This is a genomic window from Calothrix sp. UHCC 0171, from assembly GCF_034931845.1.
GTDB lineage: Bacteria > Cyanobacteriota > Cyanobacteriia > Cyanobacteriales > Nostocaceae > Brunnivagina.
This window is the reverse complement of the sequence record NZ_JAYGHN010000045.1, coordinates 1-16852: the sequence shown is the minus strand read 5'-3', so window position 1 is coordinate 16852 and position 16852 is coordinate 1. Positions and strand designations below refer to the sequence as shown.

At 38.5% G+C, this 16852-nt stretch carries 14 protein-coding genes; 12 read left to right on the top strand and 2 right to left on the bottom strand.

Features of this window, described 5'->3' with window-relative positions; translation table 11 throughout:
- Window positions 1-82: 82 nt before the first annotated feature.
- From VB733_RS23525 to VB733_RS23470, 12 genes are all read left to right on the top strand, one after another.
- A complete protein-coding gene (locus VB733_RS23525) occupies window positions 83-2674 on the top strand; it encodes a TonB-dependent siderophore receptor (RefSeq protein WP_323342482.1) in 2592 nt (863 codons plus the stop codon).
- 32 nt (window positions 2675-2706) lie between these two features.
- Window positions 2707-3714 (top strand): iron-siderophore ABC transporter substrate-binding protein, encoded by a 1008-nt coding sequence (locus VB733_RS23520; protein WP_323342481.1) that lies wholly within the window; start codon window positions 2707-2709, stop codon window positions 3712-3714.
- A gap of 4 nt (window positions 3715-3718) precedes the next feature.
- Entirely contained in the window at window positions 3719-4120 is a 402-nt protein-coding gene (locus VB733_RS23515) for a DUF1636 family protein (protein WP_323342480.1), read from the top strand.
- A 31-nt stretch (window positions 4121-4151) separates the two neighbouring features.
- Entirely contained in the window at window positions 4152-5894 is a 1743-nt protein-coding gene (locus VB733_RS23510) for an ABC transporter ATP-binding protein (protein WP_323342479.1), read from the top strand.
- Window positions 5895-5915: 21 nt separating this feature from the next.
- Complete coding sequence (locus VB733_RS23505; RefSeq protein ID WP_323342478.1) at window positions 5916-7688, top strand: ABC transporter ATP-binding protein; 1773 nt, start codon at window positions 5916-5918, stop codon at window positions 7686-7688.
- Window positions 7689-7949: 261 nt separating this feature from the next.
- Window positions 7950-8978: an iron ABC transporter permease gene (locus tag VB733_RS23500; protein WP_323342477.1), complete on the top strand. Its 1029-nt coding sequence runs from the start codon at window positions 7950-7952 to the stop codon at window positions 8976-8978.
- The gene (locus tag VB733_RS23495) at window positions 8975-10021 is read left to right on the top strand and encodes an iron ABC transporter permease (protein ID WP_323342476.1); all 1047 of its coding nucleotides are present in this window, start codon (window positions 8975-8977) and stop codon (window positions 10019-10021) included. The genes VB733_RS23500 and VB733_RS23495 overlap by 4 nt, the downstream gene beginning before the upstream one ends.
- Window positions 10022-10139: 118 nt before the next feature.
- Window positions 10140-10952: an ABC transporter ATP-binding protein gene (locus tag VB733_RS23490; RefSeq protein WP_323342475.1), complete on the top strand. Its 813-nt coding sequence runs from the start codon at window positions 10140-10142 to the stop codon at window positions 10950-10952.
- Entirely contained in the window at window positions 10939-11091 is a 153-nt protein-coding gene (locus VB733_RS23485) for a hypothetical protein (protein WP_323342474.1), read from the top strand. The genes VB733_RS23490 and VB733_RS23485 overlap by 14 nt, the downstream gene beginning before the upstream one ends.
- A 56-nt stretch (window positions 11092-11147) precedes the next feature.
- A complete protein-coding gene (thrB, locus tag VB733_RS23480) occupies window positions 11148-12080 on the top strand; it encodes a homoserine kinase (protein WP_323342473.1) in 933 nt (310 codons plus the stop codon).
- 5 nt (window positions 12081-12085) lie between these two features.
- The gene (locus tag VB733_RS23475) at window positions 12086-12592 is read left to right on the top strand and encodes a hypothetical protein (protein WP_323342472.1); all 507 of its coding nucleotides are present in this window, start codon (window positions 12086-12088) and stop codon (window positions 12590-12592) included.
- 489 nt (window positions 12593-13081) lie between these two features.
- On the top strand, window positions 13082-14686 hold the full coding sequence (locus tag VB733_RS23470; RefSeq protein ID WP_323342471.1) for an NAD(P)H-quinone oxidoreductase subunit 4: 1605 nt from the start codon (window positions 13082-13084) through the stop codon (window positions 14684-14686).
- A gap of 324 nt (window positions 14687-15010) precedes the next feature.
- Here VB733_RS23470 and VB733_RS23465 read toward each other — a convergent pair whose 3' ends face one another.
- Together VB733_RS23465 and VB733_RS23460 are read right to left on the bottom strand one after the other, a co-directional pair.
- Entirely contained in the window at window positions 15011-16519 is a 1509-nt protein-coding gene (locus VB733_RS23465; protein WP_323342470.1) for a hydroxysqualene dehydroxylase, read from the bottom strand.
- Window positions 16520-16558: 39 nt separating this feature from the next.
- Window positions 16559-16852 (bottom strand): transposase (locus VB733_RS23460; RefSeq protein WP_323342469.1); only part of this gene is annotated, 294 nt, incomplete at its 5' end.

Below are 16852 nucleotides of genomic sequence, written 5' to 3'. Positions count from 1 at the left end.
TTGAGAAAATTTATTAAGAGTGTCAGAGAAAAGGGTATTGATTGAGGATATCTGCAACTTCTGGTGCTAGGAGCAATTAATAATGAGATTCAACAAGCAACCGTTTTTGGGACTAGCATTAACAGCGTCTATTTTTGTGCTGACGATGCCAGCTACTTTAGCTGAAACTGACGAAAAAACAACTTCGACAATTAAAAATCTCAGTGGGTTGCAGCATCCCCCAAGTAATGCTGCATCTTTATTAACTCAAAATACACCACAAAATTCCGTGGTGGAAGTGGGAGAGGTACGCATACAACCAGGGAAGGAAGGAATTGAGGTAATTTTAGAGACAAAGCAGGGCGATATTCTTCAGCCTGTTTCCAAGACTGAAGGGAATAATTTCATTATTGATATTCCGAATGCTCAGTTAGTTTTGCCTTCTGGTAATACATTCAGCCAAGAAAAGCCCATAGCGGGTATTACTGAAATTCATGTAATTAATCTTGATGCAAACATGATTCGATTAACAATAAAGGGGGAAGTTGCTGTTCCCCAAGTCGAATTATTTGATGATGATACCGGATTAGTTTTTGCAGTGAAACCTGCTGTGACAGCGATACAACCACCAACACCAGAAAATCCGACACCAGAAGCACAACCAGAAGCACCCAAAGCTGAGAATCAGGAAGCAATTGAGTTGGTAGTGACAGGTGAACAAGATAGTTACCGCGTACCAGATGCATCGAGTGCGACGAAGACTGATACACCTATCCGTGATATACCTCAATCAATTCAGGTGATACCCCGCGAAATCCTCAAAGATCAAGGAACAATTCGCGTCCAAGATGCACTGCAAAATGTGAGTGGTTCTACAAGTGCTGGTTCCTACCAAGGTTTTAGTGAATATCTTTCCTTACGTGGTTTCAGTGCAAATTTATTTCGTAATGGAATTCGTTCCTACCAAGATTATGGTGGTTTGATTGAGACAGCTGATGTTGAACGTTTGGAGGTTCTCAAAGGTCCAGCATCAGTCTTGTTTGGAGATGCACCTCCTGGTGGTTTAGTAAATTTAGTTTCTAAGCAACCTCAAACTCAACCTTTTTATTCTGTGGAAGGAACTGTAGGTAGTTTTAGCACCTATCGAGGTGGGATTGATTTATCAGGACCACTGAACGATAGTAAAAGTGTCCTTTATCGGTTCAATACTTCCTATGAAAATGCTGGAAGTTTCCGTGATTTCGTGAATTCAGAGCGGGTATTTATTGCTCCGAAATTTCAGTTTGCGCTGAGTCCAAAAACCACATTAACCCTTGATGGCTCTTGGCTTCAGGAAACACGAACATCGGACGATGGAACTGTGGCTATTGGTAATCGTCCGGCTGATTTACCACGAAATAGATTCCTGGGAGAACCGTTTCAGAATGTGGAAATAAATGTCAGTAATTTTGGTTACTTACTAGACCATAAATTTAATGATCAATGGTCAATCAAAAATTCTTTTCGCGCTCAATTTGTGAATTTAGAACGTTACTATCCAATTCGAGATTCTCTTGATGAGGAAACGGGTGATTTAAGCCGATTGAGTTATTTTTCCGAACGTCGAGATAATGCTTATTCACTGCAAACGGATGTTGTGGGTAAATTTTCCACAGGTGCGATTAAACATCAGTTATTATTTGGATTTGACTATAATAAAGTTACTGAAGATGGAACTTTTGGAGATTTTGAACCGTACTCATCGATTAATATCTTTAACCCAATCTATACTGGTTTCAAATATCCCAAGCAGGAAATCTTAAGTTTCTTCCGTGATGACACCCTTGATAAATATGGGTTTTATATTCAAGACCAAATCGAACTTACTCCTCAACTAAAATTACTTGCAGGAGGTCGATTTGATATTTTTGAACAAAATCGTAGCACTCGCAATTTAGGTGAAGAGAAAGAAAAGTTTTCCCAATCAGATAGTAACTTTAGCCCCCGTTTGGGAATAGTCTATCAACCATCTCAAAATCTTTCACTTTACGCATCTTATGCAACTTCTTTTGAACCAAGTTTTGGTACAAGTCGCAATGGAAATGGTGTACCATTTAAACCGGAAACGGGGAGACAATTTGAAGTTGGATTAAAAGCTGATATCACTAAAAATTTGAGTGCAACTTTAGCATTGTATGACCTTCGTAAACAAAATGTCACCGTTGATGACCCTAATTCATCCGATCCCAATGATTCGATTCAAACTGGAGAACAGACAAGTAGGGGAATTGAGTTTGATATTGCTGGGGAAATTGTACCGGGTTGGAAAGTCATAGCATCCTACGCTTACATAGATGCATTTGTCAGCAAAGATACTAGTGGTTTAGAAGGTCGTCGTCGGGATAATATTCCCGAACACGCAGCTTCTTTATGGACAACCTACGAAATTCAAAAGGGAAGTTTGCAAGGATTGGGATTAGGATTAGGATTATTTTTTGTCGGCGATCGCTTTGGGGATTTAGACAACAGTTATGTTCTTCCTAGTTATGTCCGTACCGATGCATCTGTGTTCTACAAACGTGATAACTGGAGAGCATCTGTAAATATTCGCAACCTGTTTGACAAGACTTATTTTAATGGTTCTGAGGGTGGTCGTTTGGGTGTTTATTACGGTCAACCATTAACAGTAATTGGTTCTTTTGCAGTTGAGTTTTGATAAAAATCAGGTGTGAGGTATGAGATTCCATCATGAATGGTAGCTATATCAAATTCAAAACTTTTACTCGCTGGTGGCGATTTGGGATGACAATATTTTGTACTCTAATGTTTGCCGTAGCTTGTCATTATGATGGTTCTATACCTGTTAATTCTCAAAGTACAAATACGGCTTGTCGTTCTGTCGAATACCCTGCGGGAATGACCTGTATTCCCAACAAGTTTGAGCGAGTTGTCACTTTAGATGAAAATTCCTTAGAAAATGCGATCGCGCTAGGAATTAAACCTGTCGGTAGCGTGATTTCCAATTTTTCATCATATCTACAGGAACATGTCAAAAAAGTCAAAAATATCGGTCAAAATAACGAACCAAATTTAGAAAATATCCTCAGAATTAAACCAGATTTAATTTTGGGTTTGGACTTTCAAAAAAGAATTTATTCCCTCACCTCCAAAATAGCGCCAACTGTATTATTTGAATTTGAACATAGCGGTAAATGGAAAGAAGTATTTACAAAAGTTAGTGTGGTATTAGGGAAGCAAGAAGTTGCTCAACAAGCAATGGATAGATATTACCGTCGTCTTGAAGATTTTAAACAGCAAATGGGTGATGATTTAGCAAATATCCAAGTTTCTGTAGTGCGAGTATATACAGACAATATCAACCTCTATCTACGGGATTCCTTTTGCGGAACTGTTTTGCAAGACGCTGGATTATCTCGTCCAGAGTCTCAAAATTTTACCGCATCTGAAGCAGAGAAGTTATTTAAAAATTCGATTCAAATGTCTGTCGGTAATGAATTAATCGAAAAAGCGGATGGTGATGTAATATTTATCTGGACGGGTGAGAATACTTCCCAAGCAACCGAAACAGCACTTAAGAAATTAAAACAACTCAAAACAAACCCACTGTGGCAAAATTTAAAAGCTGTACAAAATAATAGAGTTTATTTAGTGCCTGATTACTGGATTGGTAGTGGTATTTTAGCGGCAAATGCCATTATCGATGATTTATTTAAGTATCTAATAAACAGTCCCTAATGCTATGAACAAAACAACCCTATTTATTTGCAAGTCTTGTCATCGTTCATCTGAAGAAGTACCAAAAAATCAACCTTGTGATGGTACTATTTTGCTTGACAAAATCAATGATATAAATGATAAAAATTCGTCAATAGAGTTAGAAATTCAGCCTGTAGGTTGTTTATGGGCTTGCAGTCGTGGCTGTGTTGTCGCTGTCTCTAGTCCCAAAAAACCAACGTGGATTTTTATTGATATTAAAGTCGATGAAAAAGTAGATGAAAATACCAAAGCATTATTGGAATTTACACAACTGTATAACAATAGTCATAAAGGTAATATTCCTTGGGAGAAAATCCCTGAACCTTTGCAGTCAGCAATTTTTGCCCAGATTCCCTCTGTATTAAATTATGAGAATTTAGATTAATGATATGACAAAATAATGCTAAATACCGATAATGGATAATTTCCTCAAGCCTTTCAATCATCTTCTCCCAAAGTACCTATTTAATCAAAAAAAGAGGGTAGCTTCCCTGACTTTTTTTCTCCTTTTGAGCATTGGACTACAACTTATTAATCCTCAGATACTAGGTTACTTTATTGATAGTATATTTGCGGGTAATTCTTCCTCCCAACTCTACTTTTTGGCTCTAGTTTTTATTGCAGTCGCCTTATTAAATCAAGTTTTTTCGGTAATTAGCACTTATTTAAGTGAAAATCTAGCATGGCTAGCTACCAATGCTCTTAGAAGCGATTTAATGATTCACTGTTTGGCTCTAGATTTTTCTTTTTATAAATTCCGTACACCCGGTGAATTAATTGAAAGGGTTGATGGAGATGTGAATACTTTATCGCAGTTTTTTTCCCAATTAGTTATCAATATTTTCGGGAATTTAATTCTCTTATTGGGAATTTTAATTATTCTGTATTTGCAAGATTGGCGTGCAGGCACTTGTTTGAGTATATTTAGTTTTATTGCTTTAAGTATACTGATAAAATTACGTTCTCTGGCAATAATTCCTTGGACTGCTTATCGTCAATTTAGTGCAGATTTTTTTGGCTTTATTGGTGAATATATCACCGGATTAGAAGATATTCGTGGGAATGGTGCTGTGAATTATCTCATGCATCGTTTTTATAAATTATTGCAGTCCTGGCTTGTTGTTTATCAAAAAGCTCGCTTTACCGATACTATTCTCTGGGGTACAACAGTTGGTTTATTCACCTTTGGTAATGCTTTAGCTTTGGGTGTTGGTACTTATTTGTGGAGTCAAAAAGCAATCAGTATTGGAATGGTTTATGTTTTATTTCACTATACTAATTTATTGCAAGAACCAATAGAAAAAATTCGTGAAAATCTAGAATATTTGCAGCAAGCTGAAGCTAGTATTTACAGAATTCAAGAGCTATTTAAACAACCAATTAAATTAGATAATCATAATGGAATAAAATTAGGTGATGAAGCGGTGTCACTGGAATTTAAAAATGTTTCTTTTAGTTACGAATCAGATAATAAACTTGTACTAAATAATATATCTTTTTATTTACCTCCTAATCAGGTGTTAGGGATTTTAGGGCGTACTGGGAGTGGGAAAACTACAATTACACGCTTGTTACTAAAATTTTATCAACCTCAATTAGGTTGTATCTACTTTAATAATATACCGAGTTCGCAAATATCCTCAAAAGAATTAACACAACGAATTGGGATTGTGACTCAAGATGTCCAGTTATTTCACACTACAGTTCGTAATAATTTAACTTTTTTTAATCCTGAGATTGAGGATAAAAAAATTCTAGATACCTTGTCAGAATTGGGATTAACTACATGGTTAAATACACTTCCTTATGGCTTAGATACAATTTTAGCTTCAGATAGTAGTGGAATTTCCGCCGGGCAAGCACAGTTACTTGCTTTTGCTCGTGTGTTTCTGAAAAATCCTAGTTTAGTAATATTGGATGAAGCTTCCTCCCGTCTTGATTTAAAAACCGAAAATAATTTAGATACAGTGATTAATAAATTATTTACAGGAAGAACTGGAATTATTATTGCTCATCGTCTCCAAAGTATACAACGAGCTAATCACATTTTGATATTAGAAAATGGACAAGTGATTGAATCTGGCGATCGCCAAGATTTAGCTAATAATTGTCAGTCCTACTTTTCTCGTTTATTAGAAACTCGTTCAAATCAAATATAAGCATAATATAGGTGATATAAAGTGACGAAAAAAATTAACATCTGGCAGCTTTTATGGCAACTAATTCGCTATGCTTTTAAGCTTTATCTCGCCGATGCTTTTTTTTGGTTATTTATTGCTGGACTACCTATCTTGTCGGGATTAATTATTAGAGAATTCTTTAATAGTATCACCGAAAAACACCAAGTTTATTTATCACCTTGGATATTTATTGTTCTCTTAATAGTTGTCGGGATTGGACGAGTCATCTTTATTTTTATTGGTCGCGTGACAAAGACTCAACATCGATTTACCATGAGTGCTTTGCTACGAAATAATCTTTTACAAGCGATTATCAAGCTTCCAGATGCAACGGCAATGAGAACAGAAAAAGAGTCCCATAATACTATAGGGTTGGGAGAAATTATTAGCTATTTTCGCGATGATATTACCTTGCTTGAAGATATTGTTGTTGGCACTTCTGAACTATTTGATGCTGGGATTTTTGCTTGTATGGCATTGGTAATTCTTGCAAGCATTAATTGGCAAATGACAGCTTTTATTTTTCTCCCTGTGGTTGTAATTATTCTTTTTATCCACAAAATGGAAATACGTATTAAACGTTATCGTCGTGCTAGTCGCATGACTACCGAAAAAGTTACCGGATTAATCGGAGAAATTTTTAATTCGATTCAAGCAATTAAGATTTCTGGGGCTGAAAACTCAGTAATTAGTTACTTTCAATATCTCAGTAAACAACGTCATAAAACTATGCTTGCTGACCAATTATTGACTGCAATTTTAAATTCTAGTTTCCAAAATATTGTTAATTTGGGTACGGGAATAATGTTATTATTTGCTGCGAATATAATTCAGAATAAAAATGGTAGCCTCACAGTTGGAGATTTTTCTTTATTTGTTTATTATTTAGCATTTATTACTGATTTTGTTACATACTTAGGAGATTTTATTGCCACTTCTAAGCAAGCAGAAGTGTCATTTGAACGTATGATTAATTTATTAGAAAATTCAATAAATTCATCTGATGAATTAGTAGCACATCAACCTCTTTATTTAAATAACATTCAGGGTAAATATTGCCATTTACCAAAGCTAGAACCACCCCAGCAAACCCACCCAAGATTACAGGAGTTAACCATTAAAAGTCTGACCTACCACTATCAAGGAAGTAAGCAAGGAATTGAAAATATTAACTTTTGTTTGCAACGAGGTAGCTTAAATGTGATGACAGGGGATATCGGTGCGGGAAAAACCACTGTGCTGGGAGTATTATTAGGAGTCTTACCCCTACAAGCAGGAGAAATTTACTGGAACGATCGCCTAGTAAATCACCCAGCTAGCTTTTTCATTCCTCCTCGTAGCGCTTATACACCACAAATTCCCCATTTTTTTAGTCAGAGTCTACGAGATAATCTTTTACTCGGCTGGCAAACAACAAAGCATGAGATAGAAAAATCACTAGAATATTCAGTATTTACCGAAGATATCGCCACTATGCCTCTAGGATTAGACACTCCAGTCGGTTATAAAGGGGTTAGGCTTTCTGGTGGACAGTTACAACGAGCAGCGATCGCCCGGGCTTTAATCCGTCAACCGGAATTGTTAGTATTTGATGATATCTCCAGCGCCCTCGACATCCAGACAGAAATCAAATTATATCAACGCCTGCGGGACATCCAAATCGCAAATTCCGAATGGCAACCCACAATTTTAATCGTATCCCACAATCAATGGTTGTGCGATCGCGCCGATCAAGTAATTACTCTCGACAGAGGTCATATTCGCAATGATTGAATCCTGATTTTGTAGCTTTTTATGACAAAAATGATTGCAATTATTTCTCAATTATGTCAATCTGATGATGTAAAGGATTAATTGTACTTTTTAGTTATTGAACTCAAGCAACTATTGATTAGGACAGTGAACAAGTGAGTTAATTGAACACTGAAACTGCTGTAAAAGCTTACAGTAGGGATTTTGTTTGTACTCACCAGCCAATTTGACTCTAGAAACAGACTGCAAATTCTGACTCTATTACTCATCACCCATTGGAAAATGCTAAAAACGACCTCGCAACTATCGAGAGAGTCTAAACAGATAAAATTATCAATAGTGGGTTTAGGCATTTGTGCATTTGTACTAATTACTTGCCTAATTTTCAGTGTCACTCTGGGTGCAGCAAAAATTCCTCTAGAAACGATTTTGCAGTCATTTCTGTCCTTTGATACATCAAGAGAACATTTAATCATCCGTACTGTTAGACTCCCTCGCTCTATCCTGGCAATGTTAGTCGGTGCATCCATATCCGTTGCCGGTGCGCTAATGCAAGGTGTAACACGTAATCCATTAGCTGATCCTGGTCTTTTGGGAGTGAGTTCCGGCGCAGCTTTTTCTGTGGTGACGGCGATTTTTTTATTCGGTGCATCCTCACCCAGTATTTATATTTGGTATGCTTTTTTGGGTGCGGGAGTTACGGCTTTTAGCGTTTACTTTCTCGCCTCTCTGGGGCGCGGCGGGGCTACACCCCTAAATTTGACAATTGCAGGAGCAGCAATTAGCAGTTTACTTGCTTCATTAACTTCAGGAGTATTAATTGTCAGTCAACGCACCTTAGAAGAAATTCGCTTTTGGTTAGCAGGTTCCCTTGCTGGTGCAGACACAAGTATTATTCTTCAAATTTTGCCTTATATTTGCATGGGAATGATTTTGGCTTTGGCTATCTCCCGACAAGTGACTATTTTGAGTTTAGGAGAAGATATTGCTAAGGGGTTGGGACAAAAAACTATAGCTGTGAAAATTGCGGCGATAATATGTGTTTTATTATTAGACGGGAGTGCAGTTGCAGTCGCAGGTGCGATCGGATTTATTGGTTTAGTGATTCCCCATATTGCCAGATTTGTTGTGGGAAACAATTACCGTTGGATTATTCCCTATAGTGCATTATTAGGAGCCATACTACTGTTACTTGCCGATATTTTGGCTCGATTAGTCATTCAACCGCAAGAGGTTCCTGTGGGCATTATGACAGCTTTAATCGGTGCGCCGTTCTTCGTTTATTTAGCAAAAACTAAGGTAAAAAAATGAAGAATAATACTATTATTTTCCGCTCTAAATTTTTGCCGATATCATTTCGTATTCACCGACATGTACCCTATGTTTTATTGCTAATAATAATTATTACATTGATTACATTTATTATTAATACCTCTGTAGGGGAATATCCAACCCCACCGTTTATAGTTGTACAAACTTTATTGGGAATTGAGCCAATAAATCCAGATTATAATTTTGTGATTAATATCCTCAGATTACCCAGAACATTAACAGCTTGTTTGGTGGGTATTGCCCTCGCAATTTCCGGTGCAATTATGCAAGGTTTAACTAAAAATCCTCTTGCTGATCCCGGAATTATTGGTATTAATGCAGGTGCAAGTTTAGCGGCTGTAAGTTTAATTATCTTACTTCCCAATCTTCCCGTCGTTATTTTGCCAATATCAGCCTTTATGGGTGCTTTGATTGCTTCTTTATTAATTTACATTTTTGCCTGGGATAGGGGAACTCATCCAGTCAGATTAATTTTAATCGGTGTGGGAATTTCTGCTGTCGCAGGTGCTTGTAACAGCTTTATGATCACATTTGGACAGATTTATGAAGTGAATCAAGCATTAGTTTGGTTAGCTGGAAGTGTTTATGGACGTACTTGGGAACAGCTTTCTGCTTTTCTTCCTTGGCTAATTATATTTGTTCCCTTGGCTTTACTAAAAGCTAGCGAATTAAATACTTTAAATCTAGGAGACGAAATCGCGCAAGGTTTAGGTAGCCGGATAGAATGGCAACGTGGCTTATTATTAGCAATTAGTGCCGCCTTATCAGGTGCTGCTGTCGCGACTGCGGGAAATATTGGTTTTGTCGGATTAATTGCACCCCATATAGCTCGGCAATTAGTAGGAGGAAATTATCAAGGTTTGATTCCCGTTGCCGGAATTTTAGGAGCGATGATGGTGGCAATTGCGGATTTATTAGGAAGGATTATATTTGCTCCGATAGAGATACCCTGTGGAATTGTCACGGCAGTAATTGGTGCGCCCTATTTTCTGTATTTATTAGTGCAAACCCGTAGAAAATAAACTCGTCTGTAGTTGCAATTTAGAGCTAAATAAAAATATTTTATCTAGCATCATATCCACAAATTATAAGTCCATTTTTTGAGAATTGAAGATTAAAAATACGTCAAATAGCAAAAATATGCCATTAAAAACTCAACAGTATTCTCAAATCGAAACCCATAACTTAACTTTAGGATATGACAGTATCACAATCGTTAAAAACCTAGATTTAACTATCCCTAAAGGGAAAATTACAGCATTAGTTGGTGCGAATGGATGCGGTAAATCAACTCTCCTACGAGGATTAGCGAGATTACTCAAACCTAGTCACGGCAGTGTTTATCTTGAACAAACTAATATCTTGAAAATATCAACAAAAGAGATTGCAAAAAAGTTAGGAATTCTCACCCAGGGACCAGTTCCTCCCGAAGGTTTGACAGTCAGAGATTTAGTTGCGTTTGGTCGTTTCCCATATCAAAATTGGTTCCAACAGTGGACAAAAGAAGATGAAAGATTGGTAGAAATTGCTTTAGAAACGACTCGAATGAAAGAATTGGCTGAAAAAGAATTAGATACTCTTTCCGGAGGACAGAGACAGCGAGCTTGGATTGCCATGGCTTTGGCACAAGATACAAATATTTTACTATTAGATGAACCGACTACTTTTTTAGATTTGGCACATCAGATTGAGGTATTAGATTTACTGTGGGAATTGAATCAAAATCAAGGAAGAACTTTAGTGATGGTATTGCATGATTTAAACCAAGCTTGTCGCTATGCTGATAATTTAGTTGCTCTTAAAGATGGTCGAGTGTTTACATCTGGAAAACCAGATTTAGTGATGACGGAAGAAATGGTCAAGGAAGTTTTTGGTTTAGAATGTCGGATTATTCTCGATCCAGTATCTGGGACACCAATGTGTGTTCCCATGGGCAGAAATGGTAGAAAATAGTATCTATCGCCAGGAGCAACGCGATTTGGTGAGGTTAGGCAAAAAACAAGCGGAGTCGGTAGACCAAAAGCCCTTGACCCAACTAGCAGCTTTGGAAAGTGTTGAAGAACCCATGTCTGCGGCTTTCCTAAAAATTTGATCGCCAAATGTCCCCCATCTATGAGATGCTAAACATCGATTAGCTATTGTGTGCAGATGTCTGTTACTTCTTCCATTACTGTCACCGTTCCCGCTACAACTGCCAATTTAGGAGCAGGGTTTGATTGCATTGGCGCAGCTTTCACTTTATATAATCAGTTTAAATTTACTCTCCTCAGTGATGGGGAAACAGAAATTACTGTAACTGGCAAAGAAGCGGAGCGAGTAAATACGAATATTCAAGATAATCTCCTTTACGAAGCCTTTGTCAAGCTGTACAGTCACTTAGGAAAAAATCCTCCACCTGTAAAGATGGAAATTGCTTTAGCTGTGCCCCTAGCCAGAGGTTTAGGAAGTTCTGCAACTGCTATTGTAGGGGGATTGGTTGGTGCAAATGCTCTCGCTGGGGAACCTTTGAGTCAGGTTGAGGTAATGGATTTAGCTATAGAAATGGAAGGACATCCTGATAATGTTGTCCCTGCCTTAATTGGTGGTTGTCGTTTAGCTGCTACTGGTGCTGCTGGTTGGGAAATTTGCGATATTCCTTGGCATGAAAGTATTGTCCCAGTGGTGGCAATTCCTGACTTTGAACTATCCACTGTCGAAGCCAGACGAGTACTGCCAAAAGAAATTAGCCGTGCTGACGCAATTTTCAATATTTCCCACCTCGGTTTGTTATTACGCGGCTTGGAAACAGGTAAACAAAATTGGTTACAAGCAGCTTTGCAAGATAAGTTACATCAGCCCTATAGGAAATCATTGATTCAGGGGTATGACGATGTTAGCTCTGCTGCTATTTTTGCTGGTGCTTTAGGGATGGTAATTAGTGGAGCCGGACCAACATTGCTGGCATTAACTGATACAAGAAATGCCGTTGATGTTGTAGTAGCAATGGCATCAGCTTGGCAAGAATTAGGTATTAAAGCCGAAGTGCGATCGCTGGCGATCGATACTCACGGTGCCAAGGTAATTAAAGGGAGTGGGGAATAGAAATCGTGGAACAAATCCCAGCAGAAATAAATGCACTCAAAGCTGAAATCGAAGCTTTGCGGGAAGAACGTAGTGCCCTCAAATCCGTTACATTCAATGTGAGTGATGACTCACCCCAAAATATTGTTACAGCTTATCGCCAACAAGCCAGAAATAATCCCGAACTCGCTGCTGAAGCCAAAGGGATTGATGATGCTTTAGCGGCTTTGGAAATACAACTAAAGCAAAAGCAAGCTCAATTAAAACGTCTTCCAGCCAAAGTCCAACGGGCATTACAGGAAGAACAACTGGAAGCAGCCCGCAGCCAAGCCCAAATTCATGCCGAACGCATCAATATATTAGCGGCGGAACTAGCAGCAGAAATCCGCAATCTCAAAGACTGCGCGGATGAACTCAGCCCCCTCTACTGGCAAGTCTATTACAAACCCTTTATTACTGGCTTTAAAACGATTTCTGTACCTTACATCCGTTCTGATGGAGATGTTTGGACAATTGTCAATCGCATTGTTTAGGACATTTCCACCTCAGAAACCCAGTTGCTAACGTTAGTTGTCACCGACTTTATAAAGCATAGTTTAGAGCATTGGAAATTGTCAGGAGACGTGGAGAGTACATTTCTATCCTCCTTCTGACAGCATTTTTCCAAAATTGGGCAACAGATAAAATAAATCTCCCTGTCTCTTCATCTCCCCGTCCCCGCGTCACCATCTGTGACTTTCTTTTGGAGAATTGGTGACAGCATATTCGCATGTCAGTATACACGCCGAGGGGTCATACCCCCTAGTTATCCAGATTGTAAAGACATATAAAGAAATTATGTAGTAAATATTCCAATTGACTTCGCAAAACTTTGTGAATAGAATGGATTTGCCTCAATGCCAATAGGTATTTATTACTTTATTTAACCAAAATCCCACTTTATAGGGATTTCTTACGTTTACAAAAGTAAACAATGGTTAATATAATGTAAACAAATGTAAAATTAAAAACGATTGTCAGTGATGAGTACTTTTGATTTTCCTTGGCTGAGTGCCATGATTGCCTTACCGGCAGTTGCGGCAATGGCGATACCCTTCCTCCCTGATAAAGAAGGTAGAACCATCCGGTGGTACACTTTGGGAGTTGCGATCGCAGATTTTGCTCTAATGATTGTCGCCTTCTGGCACAACTACAATTTCCAAAGTTCTGACTTCCAACTTATCGAGAAATATGCTTGGGTTCCTCAATTAGGCTTAAATTGGTCATTAGCAGTTGATGGCATCTCAATGCCCCTAGTATTGTTAACTGGACTCATAAATACACTCGCAGTATTCGCGGCTTGGAAGGTTACGAACAAGCCGCGATTATTTTATGCAATGATGCTGTTAATGTACAGCGCTCAAATTGGGGTATTTACAGCCCAAGACATGCTGTTGTTCTTCCTCATGTGGGAAGTTGAGTTGGTTCCTGTATATCTATTAATTTCTATTTGGGGTGGTGCAAAACGTCGCTACGCCGCAACTAAATTCATCCTCTACACCGCAGCAGCTTCTATATTTATCTTGATAGCTGGTTTAGGAATGGCTTTTTCGGGCGATACCTTCACCTTCGATATGGTAGAACTTGGACTGAAGGAATATCCCCTTGTTTTAGAATTAGCTCTTTACACTGCTTTTTTAATTGCTTACGGCGTAAAACTCTCTATCTTCCCTTTCCATACTTGGCTTCCCGATGCACATGGTGAAGCACCTGCACCTGGTTCGATGATTTTGGCTGGTGTGTTGTTGAAAATGGGTGGTTATGCATTAATCCGCTTCAACATGGAAATGCTACCCAATGCTCACGTTTACTTTGCTCCTATCTTGGCAATTCTGGGTGTAGTTAACATTATTTACGGTGCATGTTGCGCCTTTGCTCAAACCAACCTCAAACGTCGTTTGGCTTATTCTTCCATCGCTCACATGGGATTTGTGCTGATTGGTATTGCTTCCTATACCGAATTGGGTATTAGCGGTGCAGTTCTGCAAATGGTTTCCCACGGTTTGATTGCCGCAGCTTTGTTCTTCCTCTCTGGTGTCACTTACGAACGTACCCACACCTTAATGATGGACAAAATGGGTGGTATGGCAAAAGTAATGCCTCGCACATTTGCCCTCTTTACTGCTGGTTCAATGGCTTCTTTAGCTCTACCAGGTATGAGTGGTTTCGTGGGTGAGTTGATGATTTTCTTGGGTATCTCCACCAGCGATGTTTACAGTTCTAGCTTCAAGATTGTGGTTGTCTTCTTGAGTGCGGTTGGTGTTATCTTGACTCCGATTTATTTACTCTCGATGTTGCGTCAAGTATTCTACGGTAAACAAAGCGAAGAATTGCATCTCGATGAATTCGTTCAAGATATCAAGCCTCGTGAATTGTTTATCACCGCATGTTTGTTAATTCCTATCATCGGTATCGGTTTGTATCCGAAAGTTATTACCCAAGCCTATGATGTGAAGACTGTAGAACTTGCTGAACATGCACGGGAAGCACTTCCTGTATTTGCTGGACAACAGCCTGTGAGCTTGTATTCTCAAGTATTTTCTGCGCCAACTTTGGCAAATGCAAACGTTGCTGAGTTAATCAAATAAAGACTTGTGCAGCTAATTAGTCAGAATATCAAATACCAGTGGTGTAAGGGGATGATCGCGCGATCGTCCCCTAAATTTTTGGTAACTTTTGAATTATATACTGATATCGAGTCCGGTAATACCAATTTGAAAAAAGAATGCAACAGATGAATTTTGTAGAGACGGGATATATTGCGTCTCATATTCTGGATATGTTGCAAACATTTTTTGAATCGGTATAAGTCAGTTATTATTAGTTTTTCTCCGCGTCAGTTTTATCATTAGTATTTAACCGGACATCATATGACTTTCCTGATGTGTAGAGATATTAATCTAATCACCATACTAAGGCAGCCAAAAGCTAGGCAAGATTGATTTTCCAATCAACTTGAAGCCACGGTTAATATCACGTAATGTTTGGATATGTTTTTCGTCTTCTTCAATCGCTAAAATCTTGGCTAATTCCCCTTCCCCCAAATTAGCAATTACTAAATTTGCAGCTTCTAAACCTGTGACAAATGCCTTTTCTTGTGACCAAGAACCGTGCCTATTAATAATCCAATCGCCACTCATAAAGATGTTATAAAAACTTGTTTGTGTGGGCAACATATGGCGATAGCTACCCGGTGCAAAATGGGTAACTGCTTGTGGTAATCGAATAATGCTACTATCTATAACTTTGGCATTAGCAAATTCGGAAATACAGGTTTTTAAATATTTCTGTACAATGGTAATAATTTCTCCATTATCAAGATTTATAAATTGATTGGCGTGATAAAAATCGACCTCAACAACCGTTCCCGCTTCATCGCGATATTCGTCATGTAAAGCATTTAAATCAAAGAAAGTCCAACCAGTCGTATCATCAAAGCCAAAACAGGCATTGGAAGGACGAGGAATATGTATCTTTCTATCAAACCATAGGCGAACCGCTAAAACATCAATTGCACCCAAATTATTGACATTTCTAAATTCCTCCCGACTTTGTAAGCTGGAACTGTTAGCAATAATTTTTTTCATCCCGGTGATACCCACAGAAAAAATAACAGCATCAGCAGTAAATACTTCATCACCACAAACTACGCCTGTCGCCCGGTTTTCTTCAACAATCACATCAGTCACACGACGATTGGCGAAAATCTTGCCACCTGCTTTTGCAATCTTTTCTACCCAAGGACGGAAAATTTGTTCACCCACAGTTCCGCGACACCAAACCACATCAAAATCATGTTGGTGCGCCAAAATAAAATAATATAACATCCCCAATGTTGCCGCCGCAGAACATTGTTCTCCTGGTGCAAATAATCCCACTAATAACATGGGTTCAAATGCTTCTTTATATAATCTTGCAGAAACACCAAATTGTTTAAATAATTCCCTGGCAGTGACAAAATCATAGCGTCGCCAAGCTTCATCAGAATTATCAAAATCAACTAAAGAATAAAGCAATGGTAATGCACTCAATCTATCTATAAATGGTAAACGTTGAAATTGAGTGTAGAGAAATGTGCCTAAAGGAGTAGGAAGTCGCGGTAAATCTTGAAAAATTGGTGATTCCACTTCTAAACCAAAAGGTGAATATTGGGAAGAACGAGTCCAAGTAGTAAAGGGATTGATTTCTAATTCATTAATCAGAGCAAAAATATTGCGGTAGGGATACCAAAAACCATGAATACCAGCTTCTACAGCTTTTCCTGCCGCAGTTTTCCAACCAGCTACAAGTCCTCCAGGATATGCACCAGCTTCGAGTAATGTTACATCATAACCTTGTTTCGCCAAATGATAGGTTGCACCTAAACCAGCCCAACCAGCGCCAACTACGACAACTTTTTTCCCCGGCGATACTTGCGACATACTAGCCTCTATATTTTTATCTATTTGACACTCCCCAGCCTAAAGGCGTGAGGATTCTTCATTCATAGACCCAACTTGCTCATACAAGATTTCTCCAGCATAAGTAGAGGTCGAATCTCCTGTTCGCCCTTGGCGTTCCCGAAGGGTAGCGTTCGAGTCTAAGACCCAAGTTCCCGTATGCCCTACGGTACTCAAAGCTAATTTCAGAATATTAATAGCAGCATTCCAGTCTCTATCCAGCACAAATCCACATTCACAAACATGAGTTCTTGTTGATAGAGATTTTTTCACTACTGCACCACAGTTAGAGCATTTTTGGGAAGTATAGGCAGG